Origin of the sequence: Amycolatopsis sp. NPDC088138 (assembly GCF_044741685.1) — a bacterium.
Lineage (GTDB): Bacteria > Actinomycetota > Actinomycetes > Mycobacteriales > Pseudonocardiaceae > Amycolatopsis.
Genome location: NZ_JBIUTB010000002.1, coordinates 162,139 through 187,321, shown reverse-complemented (window position 1 = coordinate 187,321; position 25,183 = coordinate 162,139). Strand labels below are relative to the sequence as shown.

Below are 25,183 nucleotides of genomic sequence, written 5' to 3'. Positions count from 1 at the left end.
CGCGCCCCGCAATCAGGATTCGTCACGCCGGAATGCGCGACAAGGAGTTGACTGTTTACTACTGGAACAGGAAACAGGAAACGAGCAGGAGCGCACCCACTCCGGCGAGCACAACGGGAGTCGTGGTGACGGTCAGCAGCGAGCCGAGGATCGCCACTCCCAGGACCGCGCCCGTCTGCCGGGACGCGTTCAGCGCGCCGCCCGCGATGCCCGCCAGTTCCGGCGGGGCCGAGCCGATCACGGCGGTCAGCAGTGACGGGATGGCCAGCGAGACCCCGAAACCCAGCAGTGCCAACGCGATCACCGAGAGCACGGGCGCGAATGCCTGGAGCAGCGTGCCGGCCGACATCAGCAGGAAGCCCGACACCGCCGGGATCCGGGGGCCGATCCGGGCCACCAGGCGGCCGGTGAAGATCGGGTTGAACGCCGTCGGAATCGTCAACGGGAGAAACGCCAAACCCGTCTCCGATGGTGAATAGCCGCGGGTTTCCTGGAAATACAGGGAAAGGACGAAGAGAACACCCGACAGGCCGAAGTTCACGATCGCGCCGGCCAGCAGGTTCCGGGAGACGAGCCGGCGCGGGAGCATCGCGTCCGGACGGCGTTGGGACACGACGAACACCGCTGCCGCCAGCGTGGACGGCAGGAGCACCCACCAGGCGTGCTCGACCAGGGCGTACGACAGTGTCGACAAAGCGACTATCACGGACACCTGGCCGGTCCAGTCGACACGGCCGGGCTTGGGCGGGGTCAGCGGGGCGGCGGCCGACAACGCCAGGGCGAGCAGCGCCACCGGGACGTTCACCAGGAAGATCGCCCGCCAGCCGAACGCCTCCGTCAGCACGCCACCCAGCAACGGGCCGGCCACCAGACCCGTCCCGCTCAACGCCGCCCATACGCCCATCGCCTTCGCTCGGGACGCGGGTGCCGGGTAGGCGACCGCGATCAAGGACAGCGACGACGGCACGAGCAACGCTCCGGCGATACCCAGCAGCGCACGCAAGGCGATCAACATCGGCGCGGAGACCGACAGCGCCGACACCAAGGACAGCGCGGCGAACGAGAGCAAGCCCGTGAAGAACACCCTTCGCGCGCCGAAGCGGTCGGACCACGCTCCTGCCGTCAGGAGGAACGCCGCGAACGTCAGGGTGTAGCCGTTCGAAATCCATTGCTGGTCCGCCAGATCGGCGGACAGCGCGGGGAGCGCGACCGTCACGATCGTCGTGTCCAGCATGACGAGGAAGTAACCCAGCGAAAGGCCGGTGAGGAGTCTTGGCACCCGTCCAGCCTGGACACTCCGTGACATCGGCGGAAGCAGGGAGTTACGATGGCCGGTATCGGGAACTCCGATGGGGGAAACCATGGAACTGCGCCACCTGCGCACCTTCCGCGTGGTCGCGCGGACGCTCAACTTCACCCACGCCGCGGCCGAGCTGCACTACGCGCAGTCGAGTGTCACCGAACAGATCCAGGCCCTCGAAGCCGAACTCGGGTCGAAGCTCTTCGAACGCGGGCGGCGGCTCCGGCTCACCGCCGCCGGTGAGCGGCTGATCGGGTACGCCGGCCAAGTGCTTTCGCTTGTGGAGGAAGCCAAGGCCGCCGTGGACGGCGAACGCGGGGAGCCAGCCGGCGACCTGACCGTCGGGGCGCTCGAAACCCTGTGTGCGCACCGGATGCCCGGCCTGCTCAGCGCCTACCGGGACCGATGGCCGCGCGTGCGGCTCTCCCTCAAGGAAGGCGGACGCGGCGAGCTCTACCGAGCGGTGCGAACGTCCGAAATGGACGTCTGCTTCACCTTCGGGGACGCGCCGGACGATCCCGCCTTCGCCAGTGCGTCACTCGGCGAAGAACCCCTTGTTGTCATCGTGCCGCCAGCACATCCGTTGGCGAGCAAGGAAGAGATCCGGCCTGGCGATCTCCGCGGGGTCGGATTTCTGGCCACACCGCAGGGCTGTGGCTTCCGGGAGATGCTGGACCGGATCGACGGGCCGGTCGTCGACACCGAGGTCGGCAGCCTCGCCGCGCTCGCCCGGTGTGTCGCCGCCGGAATGGGGTGCGGCATCGTGCCCGCCGTCGTCGACCACCCGGGAGCGGTCGCCGTGCCGCTGGCGGGCGAGACGACGACCGTCACCATGACCTGGCGGCGGCGCGACGAGCACAAGCCGAGCGTCGCCGCGCTGCTCGCCTACGCGTTGTCCAGCAAGGACATGTGCTCCTCCGACAGCTCCAAGGTGAAGGCCGGCGCGATCGACGCGTAGTGCTCCCAGGTGCGCGGGCCGATCAGCGGGATCACTCCCTTGTGGAGCAACCACGCCAACGCCACCTGGTTGCCTGTGGCGCCCAGCGTGGAGGCGACCTTGGCAACCGCGGCCAGACGGGATTCTGAGTCCGGGCCTGCGTACGCACGCCAGACCGGAGTGGACTCCCGGTAAGCCGTGTCGTCGTAGATTCCGCGCAGCAGCGAGGAATACGCCGCGAGGGAGACGTCCGGGTGCGCCGCCAGCCAGTCCAGTAACTCGCCGCCCGCGATGGAGGGGACGTCGGCGCCGGTCGGGCGCAGGTACGAGTGCTGCACCTGGACCGCCACCGGTGGTGACCACCCGTGCGCCAGCGCCAGCGCGTGGATCTGCTCCAGGCGCCAAGTGCGGACGTTGCTCCAGCCCGTGTAACGGATCTTGCCGTCGCGTACCAGAGTGTCCAATGCGGACAGTGTTTCCTCCAGCGGTTCGCGACGGAGGTCGACGTGGATGTAGTACAGGTCGATGTGGTCCGTTCCCAAGCGCCGCAGGCTTTCCTCCACCGAACGCCGGATCACCGCGGCGCTCGCCCCTTCGTAGGTGCGTTCCCTCGCTTCCCAGTCCGTCGTGCCATCGGAGCGGGCCGCCGCGCGCGCCGCTGGGAGGTCCGTGGGCTGTGCCGACACCTTTGTCGCCAGGAAGACACGGTCGCGGCGGCCGCGCAGCAGCTTCCCCAGCATCGATTCACTCTCGCCGCCCACGGACGACGGGCCCGCCCACCAGGCGTAGCAGTCCGCCGTGTCCAGGAAGTCGCCGCCCGCGTCGAGGTAGGCGTCCAGGATGCGCGCCGAGGTCTGTTCGTCGGTCGACGTGCCCATCGTCATGCAGCCCAGCGACACCTGGCTCACCTGCCGGCCCGTGCGGCCCAGTTCCACCTTCTTCATGCCACGAACCTAGAAGAGAATCGGTCCGGTACTACAGTCCAATGGTGTGGCCGGATCACAGACCAATTGGGACGTCCTGCTCGACCTGAGCGGGCCGGGGCCGAAGCACGAACAGCTCGCGCGCGCCCTGCGCCGGGCGATCCGCGGGCTCGAAGACGGCGTCGCCGTGCCGCCGAGCCGTCAGCTCGCCGCCGATCTCGGGTGCTCGCGGTGGGTCGTCACGCAGGCCTACGCCCAGCTCGTCGCCGAGGGCTACCTCGACGGGCGTACCGGGTCGGCCACCCGCGTGCGCCGCGTCGCGAGTGAACCGCCGCCGAAAGCCCCAGCGCGGAAAGAACTCCCGCCGCGGTATGACCTCGCGCCCGGGCTGCCCGACCTGCGGCACTTCCCGCGGCAGCGGTGGGCGGACGCCGTGCGCGGCGTGCTCACCACCGTGCCGCACGCCGACCTCGGGCTCCCCGGCCAGGCCGGTCACCCGCGGCTGCGCACGACCCTCGCCGGGTACCTGCGGCGGGTCCGGGGCGCCGAAACGGACGACGTCGTGATCTGCGGCGGCGTCACCGACGGCGTGACGCGCGTCTGCCACGCCCTGCGCGAACGGGGCGTCACACGGCTGGCCGTCGAAGACCCCGGCTGGACGCGGTTGCGGCGCGCCGCCGCGGCGACCGGGATGGCGATCGATCCGGTGCCGGTCGACGAGGAAGGCATCGATGCCGGACGGATCCCGCGCGGGACGCGGGCCGTGCTCGTCACGCCGGCCCACCAGTTCCCCACCGGCAGCGTCCTCTCCCCGCGGCGGCGTGCCGAACTCCTCGACTGGGCGCGGGACGTCGACGGGCTGATCCTCGAGGACGACTACGACGCCGAATTCCGGTACGACCGGCGGCCGGTCGGCACCGTCCAGGGCATGGATCCGACGCGGGTCGCGCTGTTCGGCTCCGTCTCCAAGACGCTCAGCCCGGCGCTCGGGCTCGGCTGGGTCGCCCTCCCTCCACAGTGGACTCTTCCGGGGACTCTCCCCGGCCACGCGCCGCCCGTGGTCGACCAGCTGGCACTCGCCGAGTTCGTCGACAACGGCGGCTACGACCGGCACCTGCGGGCCGCGCGGCTGCGGTACCGGGCGCGGCGCGACCGGCTCGTCGAGGCGCTCGGGCCCGCGCGGCTTTCCGGCGCCGCGGCCGGGCTGCACCTCGTCCTGCACCTCGACCGGAACGCGGCCGACGTGACGGAAAGCGCGCGCGCCAAGGGCGTCAAGGTGGCGGATCTCGACGGTTACCGCGTGACTCCCGGCGACCCGGCGCTGGTGCTCGGGTACGGCAACCTGGCCGACAACGCTGTCAGTGACGCTGCCCGGTTACTGCGCGAAGCGGCCGGTTGAGGGCTTCTCAAACGCCCATCGAGGTGGAAAGGTGCTCACCGGACCGAGGACGTGACCAAAGGTCCGCTTCTGACAACGTTGTCATCTCTGGAGAGGTGCGCCCATGTGGTCGCAGAGCAGACGGTTGGCCGCCGCGGTGGCGGTGGGGGTGGTGGTCACCGGGCTGGCGCCCGCTGTGGCGCAGGCCGCGCCGGCGCCGGTGGATCCGGTGAGCCTGGTCAATCCCTTCGTCGGCACGCAGAACTTCGGCAACACCTTCCCCGGGGCGAGCGCGCCGTTCGGGATGGTGCAGGTCAGCCCCGATACCGGCGGCCAGGGTGGTTACGACTACCTGCAGAACGCGATCTACGGCTTCAGCCAGACGCACCTGTCCGGCGTCGGCTGCGGTGTCATGGGCGAGCTGCCGATCATGCCGACCACCGGCGCCGTCGACAACGTTGACAAGGACGCCTACAAGTCCGAGTACAGCCACGACGACGAGCACGCCGAACCCGGCTACTACCGCGTCGGCCTCAAGAAGTACGGCGTGAACGCCGAGCTGACGGCGACCGCGCGCACCGGCTGGCAGCGCTACACCTTCCCGTCGACCGGGCAGGCGAACGTCCTGTTCAACACCGGGCAGGCCAACCAGTCCGTCAAGGACTCCGAGATCCACGTCGTCGGCGACCGGACGCTCGAAGGCCGCGTGCGCGCCGGCGGGTTCTGCGCCGGGCACGACGAGCACACCGTCTACTTCACCGCCACCTTCGACCGGCCGTTCAGCTCGTACGGCACCTGGCGCGACTCGACGCGCACGCCGGGCAGCCGCGACGCCGCGGGCACCGGCGGCAACGGCGCCTGGGCGAGCTTCGACGCCACCACCGACCACGACGTCGTCCTCAAGGTCGGCCTGTCCTACACCGGCCTCGACGGCGCGCGGAAGAACCTGGCGGCGGAGACCAAGGACTTCGACTTCGACGCCACGAAGACCGCACTGCACCAGCAGTGGGCCGACCGGCTCGGCGCGATCAAGATCGGCGGCGGCACCACCGAGCGGCAGACGGCGTTCTACACCGCGCTCTACCACTCGCAGCTGCACCCGAACCTCGCCGGCGACACGGACGGCGCGTACACCGGTTTCGACGGCAAGGTCCACACGGCGAGTGGTTACACGCCTTACCAGAACTTCTCGCTCTGGGACACCTACCGGCCGCAGAACCAGCTGCTCGAAATGCTCGAACCACAGGTCGCGCGGGACGTCGCGTTGTCGGTCGTCGCCATCGGGCGCGACGGCGGGTGGCTGCCGCGGTGGGCGCTGGCCGAGAGCGAAACCAACATCATGACCGGTGACCCGGTGACGCCGTTCCTCGTCGAAGCGTGGTCGAAGGGCCTTCTCGCCGGGCACGAAGAAGAGGCGTACGCGCTGCTCAAGAAGAACGCGACGAGCACGCCACCCGCCGATTCGCCGTACAACGGGCGCTCCGGCGTCAACTACTACAACGACCGCGGTTACATCCCGAGCGGCCTGACGCTCGGTACGGACTGCGCGGCCAAGGGCGGCGACAACGACTGCGAGCACCCGGCGTCCGCGACCATGGAGTACTCGGCGGCCGACGCGGCGCTGGCGTTGATGGCTCGCGGGCTGAACCACCAGGCCGACGCGCGGATGTTCGCCGACCGCGGCCAGTGGTATCGCAATTTGTGGGACTCGACAACGCAGCAGTTCCGGCCGCGCACCACCGAGGGCACGTTCCTCACGCCGTACAACCCGGTCGACGCCGATCACCAGTTCCACGAGGGCGGCGCCTACCAGTACCAGTGGCTCGTGCCGCAGGACCCGGCCGGGCTCGTCTCGCTGATGGGTGGCAAGCCCGCGACGCAGAAGCGGCTCGACTCGTTCTTCGCCTACGACAAGCTGCTCACCGACCCGGCGGGCACCGCGCGCAACGACTGGATCTCCAGCCCGTACGACTACTACGGCAAGGCGACGTACAACCCGAACAACGAGCCCGACCTGCTCGCGCCGTACATGTACAACTGGGTCGGCGCGCCGGCGAAGACGGCGACGGTCGTCCGCGCGGCGATGACGCTGTTCACCACCGGCCCGGACGGCATGACCGGCAACGACGACCTCGGCACGATGTCCGCGTGGTACGTCTTCTCGTCGCTCGGGCTGTACCCGACGATGAGCGGCGCGAACTTCCTCGCCGTGTCGAGCCCGCAGTTCGAGTCGGCGACCGTCCGGATCGGACAGTACGGGCGCTCGCAGGGCGGCACGCTGACGGTGAACGCGCCGGGGGCGAGCGACACCAACCGGTACGTGCAGAGCGTTTCGCTCAACGGCCGTGACGTCCGGCAGACGTCGCTGGACTGGTCTGCTTTGGCCCACGGCGGGACGCTTTCGCACAAACTCGGGTCGAAGCCGTCTTCGTGGGGGACTTCCGCCGGCGCCCAGCCGCCTTCGGTGAACAACGCCGTCGGTGACCTGCGGCGGCACGTCGACGCGTCGCTGCGGCAGACGTCCGTGGTGATCCCCGCCGGCGCGGCGCAGCAGGTGCACCTCGACCTGGACGTCCTCGCGCAGAACCCGCTGCTGCAGCCGGTGACCGTGACGGCGACCGCGCCGTCGGGGTGGAAGGCCAAGGTCCAGCCGGTCGACCTGATCTGGTCCGGACGGCTGCCGGTGCAGAAGGCGGTGCCGATCACGGTGACGGTGCCCGCGGGTGCCGCGGCCGGGACGTACCCGGTGCAGATCAAAGTGGCCGGGCTGGGCGCGAACACGGTGACCCGCTCGGTGACGATCGAGGTGCGGACGCCGTCGGCGTGCGTGACCTCGGGGACGCAGTGCGCGGTCGACCTCGGCCGTGACTACAACCACGACGGCACGGCGACGGTCGCGGCGTCCACCGAAGGCAACTTCGACGGCGGCGGCTGGAGCTACGACGCTTCGCTCCTGCCGCCGGCGGGCCCGGTGACCTGGGACGGCGTCACGTACGCGGCGCCGGACGCGTCGGGCACCGCGGCGAACTTCGTCGAGGCCCGGGGGCAGTCGCTGCTGCTCCCGGCGGGTGCGCACGGTGCGCTGCGGCTGTCCGGGTCGTCGCACAACGGCCCGGTGACGACGACGCTGACGGCGCACTACACCGACGGCACGAGCGCCGACCTGGCCGCGACGTTCGGCGACTGGGCCGGCTCGGGCAGCCCGGTGGTGCTCGAGATGCCGCACCGCATCAAGGCGGGCAGCGGCGTCGACGGACCGCCGGTGCGGCTGTTCGGCGTCTCGGCCGCGCTGGACGCGGGCAAGACACTGCAGTCGGTGAGCCTGCCGAACGACCCGCGGGTCGAGATCTACGCGCTCACCCTGGCGTGACGGTTCGGTTCGCCGGTGCGCCGGCGAACCGTTCCACCAGGTCAGGGAAGCCGAAAACGGTGATCCGCGCGATGCCCCGGGGCGCGACGGTCAGGACGGCGATGCCGTACGGCTCACCGCGGTAGCAGGTGATCGCCGCGGGCTGGCCGTTCGCTCGGGTCGGCGTCATGTGCCACTCGCCCGGCTCGCCCATGACGTGCCGCAGGAAGGCGACGCAGGTGCGTTTGCCCGCGAACCACGTGCGGGACGGGACCGGTTCGATCACGGCGTCGTCGCGCAGGACCTGCTCCAGGGCGTTCAGGTCGGAGTTCATGAACGCCGTCATGTAGCGGTCGAGGAGTTCGCGCTGTTCCGGCTCGGTGAGTTCTTGGACGTCCGGCGTGGTGTTGAGGGTCGCGCGGGCGCGCTGGAGGGTGCTCTTCACGGCGGCGACGCTGGTGCCGAGCAGCTCCGCGACCTCGGCCGCCGGGAACGCCAGCACCTCACGCAGGATCAGCACGGCGCGTTGCCGCGGCGGGAGCAGTTGCAGCCCGGCGATGAGCGCGAGGCGAACGCCGTCGCGGGCCGCGACGATCGCCGCCGGGTCTTCGTCTTCGGGGGTGATCAGGGCGTCCGGGATCGGCCTCGGCCAGAGGTCACCCGCCTCGGCCGCGATCGGCGGGGCGTCCGGGTCGGTGGTGGGGGCGCCGAGCCCGGACGGCAGCGGGCGACGTCCGCGCTGTTCGAGAGCAGTCAGGCAGGCGTTGGTGGCGATCCGGTAGAGCCAGCTGCGGAGCGACGCGCGGCCCTCGAAGCGGTCGTAGGCACGCCAGGCGCGGAGGTAGGTCTCCTGGACGACGTCCTCGGCCTCGTCGGGAGTGCCGAGCATGCGGTAGCAGTGCGCCAGCAGCTCACGCCGGAAGGCCTCGAAGTCCGGAGTCACGACGGTCATGATGCTCTGACCGGCGGGGGCGGTGAAAGGAATCGCCTCAGGTGGGCCGGATTTCCGGCTGGGGTGCTCGGTCGTGTTTCCGGAACTCGACCCACCGGCGGCTCACGTCGGCCCACAGGTCCTGCTGTTCGGCGTAGAAGCCATCGAGCCGGTCCCGCCGGAGATCCGCGGCAGGCGTGGTGACCAGGTAGTAGTCCATGTCGTCACGCAGCCGGTTCATCCGGTACTGCGTTTCCTCCATGAGCAGCCAGCGCGAGCGCCAGGTGAAGAAGGTTTCGAGCCCGGCCAGCAGCGTGACCGAGGCGACCAGTGGCAGGGCGATCGACGCCCGCGCCGGGATCTCCGGGATGCCGAGCACGATCGTGGACAACCCCGTGAGCGCCAGCGTGGCGACCCGCACCCGCGAAGCGGGCCGCTTGAACCGCTTCTTCCGGGAGTCGATCCACTCGATGTCCGCGGAGACGAGATCGCGGAAGCCGAGGAAAGCGTCCCGGAGCGGGAGGTCGGGCTGCCGCCCGACCAGCTCCAAATAGCCTCGCTCGGAAGTGAGTTCGGTCGGCGACGAGGTCCGGCGTCTGGGCCACATCCGGCCAGGTTCTCGGACCCATCGCCCCCGCGGCAAGGGTCAAGCCACGATGCGCGGCTCCGACGCCAGCCGCGACAACACGTGCGTCAGCCGCCGCGCCGCTACGTCCCACTCCTCCAACGCACTTCCGCGACCCAACGCCGCCGTGCGCAACGAGCGGCGCAGCTCCGGGTCCGCGTACCAGCGGTGCAGCGCGTCCGCCAGGGCGAACGGGTCGTTCGGCGGGACCAGCAGTCCCGGCATCTCACCATCGGCGTCGACGCCCAGTGCGTCGTAGACCCCGCCTACCTCGGTCGCCAGGACCGGAATGCCGCGGGCCAGGGCCTGTGCGACGAACATGCCCGACGCGCCGCCGCGGGACGGGATGACCAGCAGGTCCGCCGCGTTGTAGGCCGCTCCCAAATCCACTGCGTCGCCGGCCAAGGTGATTCGGCCGCCCAGGCCCAGGCGCTCGATCGACCAGCCCAGCTCGTCCACGTAGCCGGGAGAAACGGACAACGAGCCGACGCAGACGCACGACAGCGCGAGGTGGTCGACCTCGCCCAGGGCTTCGACCAGCACGTCCTGGCCGTTGCGGCGGGTGACGTCGCCGACGCACAGCAGGCGGGACACGCCGTCCGCGCCCGCGGCCAGCGGGGCCGCGTCCGTGCCGGGCTTGGCGACGTACACGCGGCCCGGGTCCAAGTCGTGGCGGTCGATCAGCTGCCGGGCCAGCCAGGGGCTGGTCGCGACGACCATGCCGGCCATCCGCAGCGTCTCGCGCTCGCACGCGTCCAGTTCGGCGCGGTGCGCGGGGTCGAGACCGGGCTCGTCGGCGAGGGCCTGGTGCACCAGCACGGCCAGCCGCAGCCGCCGGGCGTGCGGGACGACGATCTCGGGCACACCGGACGCGATCATGCCGTCGAGCAGCACCACCGTCCGGTCGGGCAGCGCGGTCAAGGACCGCGCGAGCCGTCTGCGGGCCGTCGCGTCCGGCTCCGGCCAGTCACCGTCGATCGGCAGCTCCAGCACCGGCTGCCCGACGGCGGGCAGGTTCTGGCACATGCGCTTGTCGTAGGTGTCACTGCCCGGCGGCGCGGCCGGCAGGATGAAGACCATCGGGTCCGCGGGCCTCATCGTGAGCGCCGGGGTACAGCGGTGGAATCGGACACGGCTACCTCCAGCGCGGTCGACGACGATGACGGCTCATCTGTCACACGCGGGCGGCGGCGGTTCGGTTCAGCTCTGGCCGTCGATCATCCAAACACCGTTCACCTGGACCATGGTGAAGGTGTCCGTCTCCGGCTGCTTGCCGTCGTAGACGACGTGCGCGGTGACCCGGTCCGGCCCGGCCTGGGTGACGCTGGTGGCCTGCACCGTCTTGAACTGCCGCCACCAGCTCGTGTAGGTCGCGTAGGTCTGGTGGCGGGACGCCTTGAACTTGTCCGTGAGCAGCTTCCACGCCTCCGCGGTGTTACCCGGGAGCAACTGGTAGTAGGCGGACAGGGCGTCGGCCGCGGTCTTCGCGGACGCCACCGTCGACACCGTCGGTGACGTGGGCGGCACCGAGGTCGACGGCGCCGACGTGGGCGCGGGTGTCGGGGACGGCGAGCTGGAGGGGGCGGCCGAAGCCGAGGTGGAGGGCACGGACGGCGCCGCCGGGGCGGCGTTGTCCTGCGGCGGTCTCTGGCGCACGACCAGCAGGATCGCCACGACGACCGCGACGCACAGCAGCGCCGCGCCCGCGCCGACGGCGATCATGCCCTTGCGCGCGCCGGGTGACACGGCAGCGACCTCGCCCGCCGGGGGCGGGATGGCGGCCGAGGCCGGCATGTCGGGCACGGCGGCCGGGGCCTCCGGGATCGTCGCCGCGAGCACGGCCTCCCCCGGCTCCTCGTCGGTCAGCAGCGCCCGCAGCTCCCGCTCGACCTCGTCCATCGACGGCCGCTCGTCCGGCTCGGTGGCGAGCATCCGGAGCAGCAGCGGGGTCAGCCGCTCGGCCTTGACCGGGGGCTCGATCTCCCCGCTGGACGCCTTGTAGAGCAAGGCGATCGGGTTGTCCGAGGTGCCGTACGGCGTCGAGCCCTCAACGGCGGCGTACAGCGTGGCGCCGAGTGAGAAGACGTCCGCGGCGAAGCTCGCGTCCTCGCCGCGGGCGATCTCGGGCGCGAGGTACGCGGGCGTTCCGGCGATCTCGCCGGTCGCGGTGAGCTTGACGTCACCGATCGCGCGGGAGATGCCGAAGTCGGTGATCTTCGCCGTGCCGTCGTCGGAGACCAGGATGTTGGCCGGCTTCACGTCGCGGTGCACGATCCCGACGCGGTGCGCGCCGGCCAGCGCGGAGCTGATCTGCGCGCCGATGCGGATGGCGTCGTCGACCGGGACCGGCTCGTCCTGGATCAGGACGGCGAAGCTCTTCGACGCGAGGTACTCCATCACCAGCCACGGCCGGTCCTCTTCCTCGAGGACGGCGAACACCGTGATCGCGTGGGAATGCTGCAGCCGGGCGGCGATCCGCGCCTCGCGCATCGCGCGGTTCTTCGCTTCTTCGGTGCGGTCCTCGTCGTGGTCGTGCGGCAGCAGGAGTTCCTTGATCGCCACCGTGCGTCCGAGCATCTCGTCCTGCGCGCGCCACACCGTGCCCATCGCACCGCCGCCGATCGGCTCGATCAGCCGGTACCGATCGCGGATCCGGCGACTTTCCACGAGCATCCACCATTCTCCGAAGCGGCCCACGAGATCCGGCCAGCATGCCAGGCTCATCCGCCGACCGGTACCAACGTAACCGAAAACCTTGCGCGGACAGTGCAATCACGCACGTGGCGCTGCCCACCGTGTACCCCGAAATCTTAACGAACAACCCCATACGCACGATCAAGCGCGTCCACGATCTCCTTGCGCAGCCCGGCACCGACCGCGATCGTCGCGGCGGAATCGACCGAATGCTCGCTCCCGTCGCGGTCGACGACGGCGCCGCCGGCCTCGCGCACGAGCAGCACGCCGGCCATCGTGTCCCACGGGTTGTTGGACAGAATCAGTGCTGCGTCGAGCTTTCCGTCCGCCACCCACGCCAGGTCGATCGCCGCGCTGCCGTACATCCGGATCTTCTGCGCCCGCGCGCCCAGGTCCGAAAGGAGCAACAGCCGGGCGCGGTTCTTCTCGTCCGCGAGTTCGCCGATCGCGAAGTCACCCACGGCGATCATGGCGTCCGGCATCTCGGACGCGGCGGAAGCGGCGACCCGCTCTCCGTTCGCGAAAGCCCCTTCGCCCTGCGCGGCCGTGTAGGTGACGCCCAGATAAGGCAGGGTGATCGCCGCGACCGTGCTCTGCGCACCGTCCACGAGCGCCAGGGAAATCCCGCAGAGTGGAATTCCGCGCGCGAAGTTCGCGGTGCCGTCGATCGGGTCGAGCGCCCACCACAGGTCACCGGTGTCGCCGCTGCGCCCGCGCTCCTCACCGAGGATGCCGATCTCGGGTGTCTCGGCGGCGAGGAACTCGCGCAGCGCGTCCTCGACCGCGGTGTCTACGTCGGTCACCAGGTCGCGATCGCCTTTCGCGGAAACGGAAAAGTTCGGGCGCGACCGGATGATCCCGGTCGCCTTCGCCACGGCCTCGCGCGCGACGTCCAGTAGTGCGGCATGCTCGCTCATGCCACCCAACATAGAGAAGGGACGCGCCATGACCGACCTGTTCCCGCTCGCGACCACGGCCGACGAGCTGCAGCGGGGCGCGAAGGTCGCGGTGCTGCCGGTGGGCAGCTTCGAGCAGCACGGCGCGCACCTGCCGCTGGTGACCGACACGGTCATCGCGGCGACGCTCGCGCAAGCCGTCGCCGACGCCCACCCCGTGCTGCACCTGCCACCGCTCCCGATCTCCTGCTCGCACGAGCACGCCGCGTGGCCCGGCACGGTCAGCATCTCCGCGCGCACGCTGCACGCCCTCGTCACCGACGTCGCGGACTCGCTCAAAGCGTCCGGCGTGGACCGGCTCGTGCTGGTCAACGGGCACGGCGGCAACTACGTACTGTCCAATGTGGTCCAGGAGTCGAACGGGTCGATGGCGCTGTTCCCCGGCGTCGCCGACTGGCAGGCCGCGCACACCGCGGCCGGCCTGCGGACGTCGCTGGACGACGACATGCACGCGGGCGAGCTGGAGACGTCGATCCTGCTGCACGCGCACCCGCACCTGGTCCGGCCCGGTTACGAGACGGCCGACCACGTCACCGACCGCGAACACCTGCTGACGCTGGGCCTGCGGGCGTACACGGAGTCGGGCGTCGTCGGCCGTCCGTCGCTGGCGAGCGCGGCGAAGGGGCACGTCGTGCTGGACACGCTGGTCCAGCGCTTCTCCGCGGTGCTCGAGGTGTTAAGCGCCTGACAGGTGCGGGAGCAGGTGGTCCATCCGCTCGGCCTTCGTCCGGAGGTAGCGGAGGCTCTCCGGATTCGGCGGAACCAGCAACGGAACCAGCTCGCTGATCCGGATTCCGTAGCGGGTGAGCTGGTTGGCCTTCTCCGGGTTGTTCGACAGCAGCCGCACCGAGCGGACCCCCAGATCGGCCAGGATGCCGGCCGCCGAGTGGTAGTCGCGAGCGTCGATCGGCAGGCCGAGGGCCACGTTCGCGTCGACCGTGTCGAGGCCTTCGTCCTGCAGGCGCATCGCCTTGAGCTTGGCGAGCAGGCCGATCCCGCGGCCCTCGTGGCCCTGGACGTAGATCAGCACGCCGGCGCCCTCTTCGACGATCCGGTCCAGGGCCGCCGCCAGCTGGTCGCCGCATTCGCAGTGCGTCGAGGCGAAGACGTCCCCGGTCAGGCACTCGCTGTGGACGCGGGTGAGCGTCCCGAGCTCGGTGATCTCGCCGTGGACCAGCGCGACCTGCTCGGTGCCGGTCCGGTCGAGGTAGCCGACCGCGCGGAAGGTCCCGTGCCGCGTCGGGAGCCGGGTGTCGACCACCCGCTCGACCACGGCCCGGTGCGACAGGTTTTCGACGGCTTCGCTTGCGGTCATGACTTCAATCCCATCTCCGATTCGACAGGAGCGTCGGCTGCCTTGCGCGGGGCGGGCACGACGGTTCCGGCGTGCGGAGCGCGGGCCAGGCGGAACCCGGCGACGCTCCGGACGAGCAGGACACCGGCGCCGGGCAGGCTCGCGACCAGCGAGAGCACGCCGTAGACGACGGCGACGGTGACACCTTGGGCGGCGCCGAGGCCGGCCGCGCCGAAGAGCAGGGCGCAGACGCCTTCACGCGGGCCGAAGCCACCGACGTTGAGCGGGAGACCCATCGCGAGCAGCGCGAGGATCATCAGGGGCAGCAGCTGCCCGACCGGCGCGTCCACCCCGGCGACCCGCGCCGCGACGACGAACAGCGCCAGGTGCCCGGCCAGCGTCGCGACCGACAGGAAGCCCACGGCGGGCCACGTCTCGCGGGTCAGCAGGCCGAGCCGGACGTCGGCGAGGGTGGCGGCGAAACCGCGGCGCACCTTCGACGGGCTGTGGATCCAGCGGCCGCCTGCCACCCGGCCGACCACGACCGCGGCGACCGCGAGCAGCACCACGACGACCCCGCAGAGCGTCACGACCTGGCGGAACGCGCCCGGCACGACCCCCGGCCACGCCAGCACGACGGTGACGGCGGAGCCGATCAGCACGACCTGCCCGGCCGTGCGCTCCAGGACGACGGCGCGCACGCCGCGCGGCACGTCGCCGGACTCGCGGCCGTGCTGGACCGCGCGGTGGACGTCGCCGAGGACGCCCGCGGGCAGCACGCCGTTGAGGAACAGCGCGCGGTAGTAGTCGCCGACCGCGGTGCGCAGCGAAAGCCGCAGGCCGAGCCGGGTGGCGACGATCTGCCAGCGGCCCGCGCTGAACAGCGTCGTCGCGAAGCCGATGCCGAGCGCGGCGACGACGCCGACCGTGTCGATCCGGCCGAGGCCGTCGAGGAAGGCGTCACTGCCGAGCTGCCAGACGAGGACGGCGAGGATGCCGACGGCGCCGAGGATGCGCAGCCAGGCGAGCGCGCGCTTCACGCCGCCACCTCCAGGCTCGGCGGCAGGACCAGCAGGTCGCCGTGGTCGATCACCGCGTACAGCTCCCCGGCGGCGGCCATCTCCAGCCGTCGCTGCAGGTAGACGTCGGCCGCAGGGAGCAGGTCCGGGACCTGCTCGACGGCGGCACCGACCCAGCCCTCGAGCCACTTGCCCTGCAGCTCCGCCTGGTCCGGGCCGAGCCGCCAGGCGCTGTCCGCGCGGAGCACGGTGGCGCCGAGCCGGCCGAACGCGGTCGCGGCGACCTCCAGCGCGGCCGGGCCCAGCAGGCGGCGGCCACCGGTGATCCGGCGCTGGTGGGCGTTGAAGGCGGCGGTGATCTCGTCGTCGAGCGGGTCGGCGGGCGCCAGCTCCACGCGGCCGACCACGGAAAGCATCAGCAGCGCGGCGCAGCCGGCCTCGACGATCGCCCCGGCCAGCGCCGTGACCTCGTCCTTGGTCAACAGGTCGAGCAGTGCGGACGCGGTGACCAGCGACGTCCCGTCGAGGTCGGCGGCCCGCAACGCCGTGACGTCGCGCTGCTCGGTGACGACCTCGACGGGGCTGCCGTCGAGCGCGGTCCGCGGCAGGCTGGCGACGGCGTGGGCCAGCAGGTCGGTGTCGTGGTCGTGCAGGATCCAGTGCTGGGTGCCGGGCAGCCGCGCGGCCAGCCAGCGGCCGAGGGAGCCGGTGCCGCAGCCGAGGTCGCGGATGACGACCTCGTCGTCGTCGGTCAGGTAGTCCCGCAGCGGTTCGAGCAGCTGGGGCGCGCGGGCCGCCGCGTCGGCGGGCTCCCGCAGGCTCAGCCACTCGGGCGAGTAGGCACTCATGCCGCCGCCTCCTGCCGCTGGAGGACTTCGGCGATCCGGCGCGCGGTGTCGTCCCAGCTGGTCAGCGTCTCGCGCCGCAGCTGCGCCGAGGTGCGCAAACGCTTGCGCAGGTCGGCTTCGGTCAGCCAGCGGCGCAGCGCGGATCCGAGCGCTTCGACGTCGTCGCCCGGCACGAGCATCCCGGGCACCGAGCCGTCCGGCGCGACGCCGACGGTGTCGGGCAGCGCGTCGACGTCGGTGGTCAGCACGGGCACGCCACGGGAGAGGGCCTCGGTGACGACCATGCCGAACGTCTCGGCGCGCGAAGGCAGCACCAGCAGGTCGGCGGTGTGGTAGGTCGTGGCGAGCGCCTGGCCGGACCGCGGGCCGGTGAGGGTGAAGCGGGCGCCGAGGCGGTGTTCGCGCAGGCGCTCGACGTACTTCGTCTCACGGCGGATCCCGCCCACGCATTCGCAGGTCCAGCGCAGGTCGGCGACGGTTTCGAGGGCTTGGGCGAGCACACCCTGGCCCTTGCGCGGGGTCACGTTGGCCACGCAGACCAGCCGCGACATGCCGTCGGTGCCGATCGACAGCGGCGCCGGGTCGACCCCGGGCGTCACGGCGTGGACGCGGTGCGGGGCCAGGCCGTGGTGGCGGATCAGCCGACGCGCGGCCCACTCGCTGGTCGCGATGACCGAGCTCGCGGCGTGCAGCGTCTCGCGCTCCAGCGCGTCCAGCTCGGCGGCGAGCGCGGGCGGCAGGCCGGTCTCGTCGGCCAGCGGCAGGTGCACCAGAACCGACAGCGACAGCCGCCGCGCCTGCGGGACGATCACCTCGGGCACCCCGCACGCGACCAGGCCGTCGAGCAGCACGGCGGACCCGATGGGCAGCGCCGAGAGCAGGTGGCCGAGTACCGCGCGGGCCTCGGTGTCCGGCCGCGGCCAGCTGCCGTGGACGGCGATCTCGTGCACGTCCAGCCCGGCCGCGGAGAGGCCGTCGCACATCCGGCGGTCGTAGGTGTTGCCGCCGCTCGGGACGGCCGGGTCGTCGACGTCACCCGGCAGGATCACGTAAATGGCGCTCACAGTGCACGCTCGTAACTCGCCCAGGCGACGTGCGATTCCTTCAGCGAGACGGTGATGCCTTCGAGGCCACGCGCGCCTTCGCCGAGACGTCCGGCTTGGATCGCGTCGGCGAGGCGGTCGGCGATGACCTTCGCGAGGAACTCGGTCGAGGTGTTGATGCCCTTGAACACCGGCTCGTCGTCGAGGTTGCGGTAGTTCAGGTCGCTCAGCACCGCCCCGAGCTCTTCCGTGGCCTTGCCGATGTCGACGACGATGTTGTCCTCGTCGAGGTCGGTGCGGCGGAAGGTGGCATCCACCACGAAGGTCGCGCCGTGCAGGCGTTGCGCGGGTCCGAAGACCTCCCCGCGAAAGCTGTGGGCGACCATCACGTGGTCACGGACGGTGATGCTGAACACCAAGACCTCCGATGCGTTCGGGTGGACGTGGTTACTGCGGCTGATACATGACACGGAGGCAGCGGGCGGAAAGTTCATTCGCGGCCAACCGGGGTAACACGGACGGCAGCTCGTCAAACGCGCATTCGCCGTTGACCAGCGCTTCGAACGCCGGGTCGGCGAGAAGATCGAGAGCGACGGCGAGGCGCTGCGCGTAGTCGCGGTCCGGGCGGGCGACCGTCCCGACCTGGCTGCTGCGGATCGTCAGCCGCCGCGAATGGAAGTTCTCGCCGAGCGGCACGCTCACCCGCCGGTCGCCGTACCAGGACAGCTCGACGACCTCACCCTCCGGCGCGAGCAGCTCCAGCGCCTTCGTGAGCCCGGCTTCCGTCGCGCTCGCGTGCACGACGAGGTCGCAGTCACCCAGCGCGTCCTCCGGCGTCGTGAACTCGACGCCGAGCGCGTCGGCGACCTCCTGCTGTTCCGGGTCGACGTCGATGAGCTGCACGCGCGTCGCGGGGAAGCCGGAGAGAAGCTTGGCGACGCTGCAGCCGACCATCCCGGCGCCGATCACCGCGATCCGGTCGCCGAGCCGCGGCCGCGCGTCCCACACGGCGTTGACCGCGGTCTCGACCGTGCCGGCGAGGATCGCGCGGCCGGGCGGGACGTCGTCGGGCACGAGGGTCACTGCGCTCGCCGGGACGACGTACGCGGTCTGGTGCGGGTAGAGGCAGAAGACGGTCTTGCCCTGGAGCTCTCCGTTTTGGACGACGCCGACGTTGAGGTAGCCGTACTTGACGGGGCCGGGGAAGTCGCCCTCCTGGAACGGCGCGCGCATGACGTCGTGCTGGCTGGCCGGGACACCGCCGCGGAACACGAGGGTTTCGGTGCCGCGGGAGACGCCGGAAAACAGTGTGCGGACGAGAACTTCGCCCGGTCCGGGGTCCCGGATCGGCACGGCGCGGATCTCGCCTTCGCCGGGACTTTGAACCCAGAAAGCACGTTCCACGTGTTTCTCCTAGCAGGCGACCGGAGGCTGGTGTCGCCGCCACCCTATGAGCATTTCGCGGAGCAGACGATGATCAAGCAGGGACTTCTCGTGCGTGCGGCGGTGCCGGCGTGCGTGCTCACCGGCGGGGCCGTCGCCGGCGGCGTCAGCCCGATCGCCTGGGCGACCGGGCTCGTGTTCGGCCTCGCGCTGGTGCTGCTGACGGGCTGGGGCCTGCGGCGCACCGGGCGCGGGAGCTTCGGCCCGGCGGACTGGATCACGTTCGCCCGCGCGACGCTGGTCGGCTGCGCCGCCGAGCTGATCGCGGACGGCGGTCACCCGCACGCCTGGCTGGTCGGGCTCATCGCCGTCGCCCTGCTCCTGGACGGCGTCGACGGCCAGGTCGCCCGCCGCACCGGCACGACGTCCGAGTTTGGCGCGCGCTTCGACATGGAGGTCGACGCGTTCCTGATCCTGCTGATGTGCGTCCAGGTGGCCGAGACGGCCGGGCTGTGGGTCCTCGCGATCGGCCTGATGCGGTACGCGTTCGTCGCGGCTTCGTGGGCGATGCCCTGGCTGACCGCGCCGCTGTACCCGAGCATGGCGCGCAAGACGGTGGCCGCGGTCCAGGGTGTGGTGCTGGTGGTGGCGGTCTCCGAGATCCTGCCGCTTCTTTGGACGTTCGCCGCGGTGGTTCTGGCGCTGGCGTCCCTGGTCTGGTCGTTCGGCCGCGACGTCGTCTGGCTGGCCCGGACGCGAGTCCCCGCCGCCCGCCCGAGCGCGATCGTGACGATCACCCGCGCCCGCCGCCTGCGCACCACCCCCAGCCACAGCCCCGCCTGGCCAGGCCACAACCAGGCCGCCTAACGCCAAGTCCGTGAAGGCCACATTGAGGGACTCTGAGTCCCTCAATGTGGCCTTCACGGACTTGGGCGGAACCTCAGCTTGATTCGCGGGCCGCCTTGGCGCGGCGCTTGCCTTCGTGCATCGCGGCGACCCGGGCGATCGGGATCGTGTGGCCCTCCTCGACCAGGTCCGCGGGCAGCACGAACGGCTCCGGCATCTCCTCGGTCCACGGGTCACCCTGAGCAAGCAGGCCGGGCGCCGTGTGGACCGTGAAGTCCGACGGCTTGACGCCGTCCAGGTCGGCCCAGCGGACCGGGAACGACACCGGCGCGCCCGGGCGGACGCGCGGGCTGTAGACGCAGACGACCGTGCCGCCGCCGGAGCGGGTCGAGTCCAGGAAGACCTTGCCGTCACGGCGTTCCTTGACGAACTCCGTCGTGCCGCGGGCCGGGTCGATGCGCTCGGCCCGGGCCGCGACCGCCCGGGTGGCCGCCGCGATGTCCTCGGTCGACTGGCCCGGCGCGAGCGGGACGAAGACGTGCAGGCCCTTCGAACCACTGGTCTTGACGGCGCCGTCGAGACCGTCGGCCTTGAGCGCCTCCCGCACCAGCTTCGCGGCGTCGATCGCCAGCGTGAACGGGCCGTCCTCCGGCGGGTCGAGGTCCAGGACCAGGTGCGTCGGCCCGGTCGCCGGCTCGCCGCGGAACAGCGTCACGTGGTACTCGATCGCCCGCTGGTTGCCGAACCAGACCAGCGTGCGGACGTCGTTGGCCAGCCCGTAGCTGACTTCGCGGCGCGAGCGGTCGGCCCACAGCGACGCCCGCGCCACCCAGTCCGGCGTGTACTTCGGCAGGTTCTTCTGCATGAACGGCTCCTGGCCGCGCAGCACCCGCACCACCGACAGCGGCCGGTCGCGCAGCTCCGGCAGCATCCGGTCGGCGACCGCTTCGAGGTAGTCGAGCAGCTCCCGCTTGGTGGCCCCCGCACCCGGGAAGACCTCCTGGTCGAGACTGCTCAACTTGACGCCGTGACGGAGCTCATCGCTGCTCATCGGCCCACCTTCGCCTCCGCGCGCGAAGCGGTCAACTCGCTGCGGGGCTTCGTCAGACCGGCGGGCGCCCGGTACGCAGGCGGCGGCGCAGGTCCCAGAGGCAGAGGTTGAACGGGAACCGCCGCAGCGGGCCGGGGCTGCGGCGGACGACCACGCCGAGCGCGCGCAGCAGGGCGTCGAACCGGCGCTGGTCGGCCCGGGTCCAGGTCAGCCGCATCTCCGCGCGGAAGTGCGGCGGCAGGAAGCCGGTGGTGACGAACCGGTGGAACGGGCGGCCGAGCGCGGCCGCGGCGGGCGGCAGGAACCGCAGCTCGACGATGTCGGTCAGGTAGCGGCGGACGGTGTCGTCGATGGCGACCTCCGCGACGCCGTCGGTCCAGTACTCCTCGAAGGCGCCGCGGTCCCCCGGCCACATCCCGGGGTCGACCTGCAGGGTCGTGCCGAGCGTCGCGGCCTCGCGGTAGAAGCGTTCCGGATCGCCGCCCACGAACGCGAGGTAGACGTCCTCGAACCCCTTGTAGAGGCAGGCGGCGACCCAGAGCTGGAGATCGGTGTCGAACGCGTCGTAGGCGACGGGACTGTCCGGCGTCGAATGGACCTGGGTGTGGGCCCGGTTGACGCCGCGACGGTAGGCGGCGCGCTCGGCGTCGGTGCCCATGGTCGCGACGGCGAGGTAGGTGAGGGTGGTCCGCGTCCGCTTCGCCGGGTGGCGGAAGAGGTTTCCGCTGTCGACGCGGCTCTCCAGCACGCCGTAGCCGACCGGCGCGCGGGCGAGCTGCATGATCACGTTCGCGCTGCCGGCCAGCAGCCCGGCGCCGAGGACGGCGTCGCGGAGGGCGGTCGCGGCCATCGGGACGCCTCCTCGCGTGAGCGGGTTCCGCGTCCCAGGAAACGCCGCTGTTGACGTCATGTCAAGAGCCGAACCCCGGCTTCAGCTCCCGAAGCTTCCGCAGGTCGTCGGCCGGATAGACGCTCCGGGCGACCTCCGCCGGGTCATGCTCGCCGTACACGAACGGCAGGAGACGGCCACTCGTCCACGGCGCCAGCGCGTCGAACAGCTTCGCGTGGGCGTGGCGGACCGGGTCGATCCCGTCGTCGCCGACCACCGAAAGCGCTCGCACGACGAACTCGGCCGTACTGTCCCATCCCACGCCCGGCACCTCCGGCGTCCGGGCGAGCGCGCCGCCCAGCCGGTCGACGATCAGCACCGTGCCGACGTCCGCCCCGGGGCCGGCGTGCTCGACGACCGCGTCGAGCATGGCGTCGTTGAGCTGGGTGACCGTCGCGTTGGTGCCGTGGTAGCCGTGCGGGTGCGGCGGCTCGGCGGCGATCGAGCCGGACTCGCTGAACGGCATCGGCTTCAGCGTGTCCATCAGCGCGGGTGCGGCGGCCCGCAGCGGCGCCACCAGCTCGTCACCGCCGTCGCCGAGGTAGGCGACGCGCACGTGCGCGATGTGCTTGCCACGCAACGGTTCCGGCACCATCGGCAGGTCCGGGTACGGGATCAGCGCGAGCGACGTCGTCAGCGTGTCCGGCGCGGCCGCCGACCACGTGCGCCAGGCCCGCAGCACAGCGGGGATGTCGGCGGTGCCGAAGTAGAGGCCGCCGCCGTACAGCTCGGCCACCGGGACGAGGTCGAACTCCAGCGCCGTGACGATCCCGAAGTCCGCCCGGCCACCGCGCAGGGCCCAGAACAGGTCGGCACCCGCCTCGGCGTGCCGCAGCTCGCCGTCGGGGGTCACGACGTCGATCGCCCGCACGTGGTCGGCGGCGCGGCCGTACTTCCGGGCCATCAGGCCGAAGCCGCCGCTGAGCGTGTAGCCGACGACGCCGACGTCCGGGGACGAGCCGCTGAGCGGGGCGAGCCCGTGCTTCGCGGCGGCTTCGAGGACCGCGCCCCAGCGGACCCCGGCCTCGACGCGGGCGGTGCCGGCCTCGGCGTCGATCTCGACGCCGGTCAGCCGGCGGGTGCTGATCAGCAGGCCTTCGGTGCCCGCGGTCAGGCCGTGCCCGGTGGCCTGCACGGAAACCGGCAGGTCGTGGGCGGCGGCGAACCGGACGGCGGTGACGACGTCGCCGTCGGTCTCGGCGCCGACGACCACGGCGGGCCGGCTGGCGACGGCGAGCTGGAACCCGGCGACCTCCTCGGCGTAACCGTCCTGGCCGGGCTGGAAGACCTGGCCGGTGAGCGGGGTGACGTCCATCGCGAACTCCTCCTTCGGTGCTCCTTCCACCTTCGGCCTGCGACGATCAGAAGTCCAAGATCTGGTTTGTCTGGTAGCTAGAATCAGTGCTTATGGAACTGCACCAGCTCGCGTACTTCGTCACGGTCGCGGAGGAAGGCAACTTCACGCGCGCGGCCGAGCGGATGCACGTCGCCCAGCCCGGGGTCAGCGCGCAGATCCGGCGGCTCGAACGGGAGCTCGGCCAGGAGCTGCTGGACCGGTCCGGCCGCACGGTCCGGCTCACCGACGTCGGCGCGGCCGCGCTGCCGCACGCGCGGGCCGCGCTCGCGGCGGTGCGCGGGGTGCGCGAGGCCGTCGACGAGCTGGCCGGGCTCGTCCGCGGCCAGGTCGCGCTCGGCGCCGTGACCTCGGCGGGCCCGGTCGGCCTGCCGGACCTGCTCGCCCGGTTCCACGAGCGGTACCCGGCGGTGGAGATCACGCTGGCCGAGGCCAACTCCGACACGATGCTGACGGCGCTGCGGGAGGGCCGGCTCGACCTGGCGGTGGTCGGCCTCGCCACGGACCCGCCGCCGGGCATCACGACGCAGGTGCTGATCGACGAGCCGTTCCTCGCGGTCACGGCGCCGTCGGGCCCGCTGGCCGACCGGACGGAGGTAGCGCTGGCCGACCTGGCCGGGCCGCCGCTGATGGCGCTGCCGAAGGGCACGGGCCTGCGCACCGCGCTGGACGGCGCGTTCGCCGCCGAAGGCCTGACACCGCGGATCGCGTTCGAGGCCGCCGACCCGAACGTGCTGGTGCAGCTGGCCCTGCGCGGACTCGGCGTAGCGGTCGTCCCGGAGTCACTCGCCCGCTACCACGAGGGCGACGTCCGGGTGCTCGACATCGTCCGCCCGCGGTTGCGCGGCGTGCTGGCCCTGGCGTGGCGTGATCCGGGCCCCGCCGGACCCGCGGCCAGGGCCTTGATCGCGTTCGCCAGGAGGCACCTGCCCCGGCCTTCCTGAGGTGACGGCACGACTCGATCACGCTTCGCGACGCCATATACTCGCCCCCGACGATCACACCGACGGGGGACCGAGTTGCGCACGATGAGTCATGAGGACTACCTCGGCAGCCGGCGCTTCCCCGGGCTCGACGGCCTGCGCGCGCTGGCCGCGACGATGGTCATCTTCTTCCACTTCGGCGGCCCGAACTGGGGCTGGCTGTCGGGCTGGGTCGGCGTCTACATCTTCTTCGTGCTGTCCGGCTTCCTGATCACCACGCTGCTGCTGCGCGAGCAGGACCGCACCGACCGGATCTCGCTGTCGAACTTCTACATCCGGCGCGTCTTCCGGATCCTGCCGCCGTACCTGGTGATCCTCGGCGGGATCGTCGCGTACGTGCTCCTGCGCGGGGAGTTCTTCACCCGGGACTTCCCGCACGCGCTGAAGTACTACCTGACGTTCCTCAACGAGTTCTTCCCCGGCTCGGGCGGCAACGGCGCCGACAACTTCTTCAGCGGCTCGTGGACGCTGGGCATCGAGGAGAAGTTCTACCTGGTCTGGCCGTTCCTGCTGGTCGCGATCGGGATCGGCGCGGCCAAGCGCAAGTTCCTGCTGGTCGGCACCGCGATGGTCGTGCTGCTGGCGCTGGTGCCGGTGACCAGCGGCTGGACGGTCGGGTCATCGCCCGTCGCGCTCTACACCTCGACCATCCACTACTTCATCCTGGCCGGCGGCTGCCTGCTGGCGATCCTGCTGCACTACGGCCGCGGGTACGCGGTGCTGAAGCCGCTGACCCACCCGCTGGCCGCGATCCCGATCGTCGCCGCGTTCGCGGTGCTGCACACGAACTTCGACACCCTGTGGCACGCGTCGGACCAGAACATGCTCCTGCTGGTCGGGTACACGGCGCTGACGATGCTGCTGCTGATCGTGCTGGTCAGCCCGGGCCCGCTGCGCTGGCTGCTGGGCACGGCCCCGATGCGCTTCGTCGGCGAGCGGTCGTACTCGCTCTACCTGCTGCAGGGCCCGGTGCACTTCGTCGTCGTCCAGGCCGTGCCGGGGCTCTCGGTGAACCGGACGGTCACGGCGGTGACGGTGTTCCTGGTCGCACTGGCGATCGCGGACCTGATCCACCGCTGGGTGGAGAAGCCCCTGATCAACGCCGGCAAGCGGGTGATCGCCCGGAAGGAAGCCCGGCGCGAGGAGCGGGAGGCTGTCGAGCAGCCACCCGCCGACCCCCGCGTCGAGCCCGCCCCGGCGTCCGCGACGACGTCGGTTTCCTAGCGCGCCGGGTCGCCCGAGGGGTCTGCCGCGGCTGGTCGTGGGTGTTTTGGGGGGGTGGTAACCCCCCCAACACACACGACACGCGGGGCGGGGGGGAGCGCGCCCGGGCCACCACCCCGGGGATAACGGGGGGGGTGATTTAGTTTTGGGCGCAAC

The 25,183-nt window shown here is 71.5% G+C and carries 23 protein-coding genes; 7 read left to right on the top strand and 16 right to left on the bottom strand.

What is annotated here, in order from left to right:
- Positions 1-58 precede the first annotated feature (58 nt).
- Entirely contained in the window at positions 59-1,279 is a 1,221-nt protein-coding gene (locus ACIOD2_RS08370; RefSeq protein ID WP_400535846.1) for an MFS transporter, read from the bottom strand.
- 70 nt (positions 1,280-1,349) lie between these two features.
- On the opposite strand from ACIOD2_RS08370, the gene ACIOD2_RS08365 reads away from it, so the two are divergent.
- On the top strand, positions 1,350-2,258 hold the full coding sequence (locus ACIOD2_RS08365; RefSeq protein WP_400535843.1) for a LysR family transcriptional regulator: 909 nt from the start codon (positions 1,350-1,352) through the stop codon (positions 2,256-2,258).
- Here ACIOD2_RS08365 and ACIOD2_RS08360 read toward each other — a convergent pair.
- Complete coding sequence (locus ACIOD2_RS08360; protein WP_400535840.1) at positions 2,186-3,181, bottom strand: aldo/keto reductase; 996 nt, start codon at positions 3,179-3,181, stop codon at positions 2,186-2,188. The two genes, ACIOD2_RS08365 and ACIOD2_RS08360, sit on opposite strands and share 73 nt — an antisense overlap.
- A gap of 46 nt (positions 3,182-3,227) precedes the next feature.
- Here ACIOD2_RS08360 and ACIOD2_RS08355 point away from each other — a divergent pair, with 46 nt between their 5' ends.
- Together ACIOD2_RS08355 and ACIOD2_RS08350 are read left to right on the top strand one after the other, a co-directional pair.
- Positions 3,228-4,559 (top strand): PLP-dependent aminotransferase family protein, encoded by a 1,332-nt coding sequence (locus tag ACIOD2_RS08355; protein ID WP_400535837.1) that lies wholly within the window; start codon positions 3,228-3,230, stop codon positions 4,557-4,559.
- Positions 4,560-4,662: 103 nt separating this feature from the next.
- Positions 4,663-7,908 carry a GH92 family glycosyl hydrolase gene (locus ACIOD2_RS08350; RefSeq protein ID WP_400535834.1) on the top strand — a complete coding sequence of 1,082 codons (3,246 nt, stop codon included), beginning with the start codon at positions 4,663-4,665 and terminating at the stop codon, positions 7,906-7,908.
- On the opposite strand, the gene ACIOD2_RS08345 is transcribed toward ACIOD2_RS08350, so the two are convergent.
- The 5 genes from ACIOD2_RS08345 to ACIOD2_RS08325 all read right to left on the bottom strand — a co-directional run bounded on the left by ACIOD2_RS08345 (position 7,895) and on the right by ACIOD2_RS08325 (position 13,054).
- The gene (locus ACIOD2_RS08345) at positions 7,895-8,839 is read right to left on the bottom strand and encodes an RNA polymerase subunit sigma-70 (protein WP_400535831.1); all 945 of its coding nucleotides are present in this window, start codon (positions 8,837-8,839) and stop codon (positions 7,895-7,897) included. The two genes, ACIOD2_RS08350 and ACIOD2_RS08345, sit on opposite strands and share 14 nt — an antisense overlap.
- A gap of 37 nt (positions 8,840-8,876) precedes the next feature.
- A complete protein-coding gene (locus tag ACIOD2_RS08340) occupies positions 8,877-9,425 on the bottom strand; it encodes an SLATT domain-containing protein (protein ID WP_400535828.1) in 549 nt (182 codons plus the stop codon).
- Between the two features lie 39 nt (positions 9,426-9,464).
- Entirely contained in the window at positions 9,465-10,604 is a 1,140-nt protein-coding gene (locus ACIOD2_RS08335) for a glycosyltransferase (protein ID WP_400537951.1), read from the bottom strand.
- A 39-nt stretch (positions 10,605-10,643) separates the two neighbouring features.
- Entirely contained in the window at positions 10,644-12,116 is a 1,473-nt protein-coding gene (locus ACIOD2_RS08330; RefSeq protein WP_400535826.1) for a serine/threonine-protein kinase, read from the bottom strand.
- Between the two features lie 137 nt (positions 12,117-12,253).
- Positions 12,254-13,054, bottom strand: a complete 801-nt coding sequence (locus ACIOD2_RS08325; RefSeq protein WP_400535823.1) for an inositol monophosphatase family protein — start codon at positions 13,052-13,054, stop codon at positions 12,254-12,256.
- 28 nt (positions 13,055-13,082) lie between these two features.
- On the opposite strand from ACIOD2_RS08325, the gene ACIOD2_RS08320 reads away from it, so the two are divergent.
- Positions 13,083-13,781 carry a creatininase family protein gene (locus ACIOD2_RS08320; RefSeq protein ID WP_400535820.1) on the top strand — a complete coding sequence of 233 codons (699 nt, stop codon included), beginning with the start codon at positions 13,083-13,085 and terminating at the stop codon, positions 13,779-13,781.
- On the opposite strand, the gene ribA is transcribed toward ACIOD2_RS08320, so the two are convergent.
- The 6 genes from ribA to ACIOD2_RS08290 are packed head-to-tail and all read right to left on the bottom strand — an operon-like array spanning position 13,770 to position 18,701.
- A complete protein-coding gene (gene ribA, locus ACIOD2_RS08315) occupies positions 13,770-14,408 on the bottom strand; it encodes a GTP cyclohydrolase II (RefSeq protein WP_400535817.1) in 639 nt (212 codons plus the stop codon). The genes ACIOD2_RS08320 and ribA overlap by 12 nt on opposite strands.
- The gene (locus tag ACIOD2_RS08310) at positions 14,405-15,427 is read right to left on the bottom strand and encodes a YbhN family protein (RefSeq protein ID WP_400535814.1); all 1,023 of its coding nucleotides are present in this window, start codon (positions 15,425-15,427) and stop codon (positions 14,405-14,407) included. Before ACIOD2_RS08310 ends, ribA begins: the two co-directional genes overlap by 4 nt.
- Positions 15,424-16,254 (bottom strand): SAM-dependent methyltransferase, encoded by an 831-nt coding sequence (locus ACIOD2_RS08305; RefSeq protein ID WP_400535811.1) that lies wholly within the window; start codon positions 16,252-16,254, stop codon positions 15,424-15,426. The genes ACIOD2_RS08310 and ACIOD2_RS08305 overlap by 4 nt, the downstream gene beginning before the upstream one ends.
- The gene (locus tag ACIOD2_RS08300) at positions 16,251-17,309 is read right to left on the bottom strand and encodes a glycosyltransferase family 4 protein (RefSeq protein ID WP_400537949.1); all 1,059 of its coding nucleotides are present in this window, start codon (positions 17,307-17,309) and stop codon (positions 16,251-16,253) included. The genes ACIOD2_RS08305 and ACIOD2_RS08300 overlap by 4 nt, the downstream gene beginning before the upstream one ends.
- A gap of 5 nt (positions 17,310-17,314) precedes the next feature.
- Complete coding sequence (locus tag ACIOD2_RS08295) at positions 17,315-17,713, bottom strand: 6-carboxytetrahydropterin synthase (RefSeq protein WP_323323953.1); 399 nt, start codon at positions 17,711-17,713, stop codon at positions 17,315-17,317.
- Between the two features lie 31 nt (positions 17,714-17,744).
- Positions 17,745-18,701 carry a zinc-binding alcohol dehydrogenase gene (locus ACIOD2_RS08290; RefSeq protein WP_400535808.1) on the bottom strand — a complete coding sequence of 319 codons (957 nt, stop codon included), beginning with the start codon at positions 18,699-18,701 and terminating at the stop codon, positions 17,745-17,747.
- A 69-nt stretch (positions 18,702-18,770) separates the two neighbouring features.
- On the opposite strand from ACIOD2_RS08290, the gene ACIOD2_RS08285 reads away from it, so the two are divergent.
- Complete coding sequence (locus tag ACIOD2_RS08285; protein ID WP_400535805.1) at positions 18,771-19,547, top strand: CDP-alcohol phosphatidyltransferase family protein; 777 nt, start codon at positions 18,771-18,773, stop codon at positions 19,545-19,547.
- Positions 19,548-19,620: 73 nt separating this feature from the next.
- Here the strand turns inward: ACIOD2_RS08285 and ligD are convergent, their stop codons facing one another.
- The 3 genes from ligD to ACIOD2_RS08270 all read right to left on the bottom strand — a co-directional run bounded on the left by ligD (position 19,621) and on the right by ACIOD2_RS08270 (position 22,781).
- The gene (gene ligD / locus ACIOD2_RS08280; RefSeq protein ID WP_400535802.1) at positions 19,621-20,577 is read right to left on the bottom strand and encodes a non-homologous end-joining DNA ligase; all 957 of its coding nucleotides are present in this window, start codon (positions 20,575-20,577) and stop codon (positions 19,621-19,623) included.
- Between the two features lie 52 nt (positions 20,578-20,629).
- Positions 20,630-21,427 carry an oxygenase MpaB family protein gene (locus ACIOD2_RS08275; RefSeq protein WP_400535799.1) on the bottom strand — a complete coding sequence of 266 codons (798 nt, stop codon included), beginning with the start codon at positions 21,425-21,427 and terminating at the stop codon, positions 20,630-20,632.
- Positions 21,428-21,488: 61 nt separating this feature from the next.
- A complete protein-coding gene (locus ACIOD2_RS08270; RefSeq protein ID WP_400535796.1) occupies positions 21,489-22,781 on the bottom strand; it encodes an FAD-binding oxidoreductase in 1,293 nt (430 codons plus the stop codon).
- 92 nt (positions 22,782-22,873) lie between these two features.
- On the opposite strand from ACIOD2_RS08270, the gene ACIOD2_RS08265 reads away from it, so the two are divergent.
- Both ACIOD2_RS08265 and ACIOD2_RS08260 read left to right on the top strand, forming a co-directional pair.
- On the top strand, positions 22,874-23,764 hold the full coding sequence (locus tag ACIOD2_RS08265) for a LysR family transcriptional regulator (protein ID WP_400535793.1): 891 nt from the start codon (positions 22,874-22,876) through the stop codon (positions 23,762-23,764).
- Positions 23,765-23,848: 84 nt separating this feature from the next.
- Positions 23,849-25,027 carry an acyltransferase family protein gene (locus tag ACIOD2_RS08260; protein WP_400535790.1) on the top strand — a complete coding sequence of 393 codons (1,179 nt, stop codon included), beginning with the start codon at positions 23,849-23,851 and terminating at the stop codon, positions 25,025-25,027.
- Positions 25,028-25,183 lie beyond the last annotated feature (156 nt).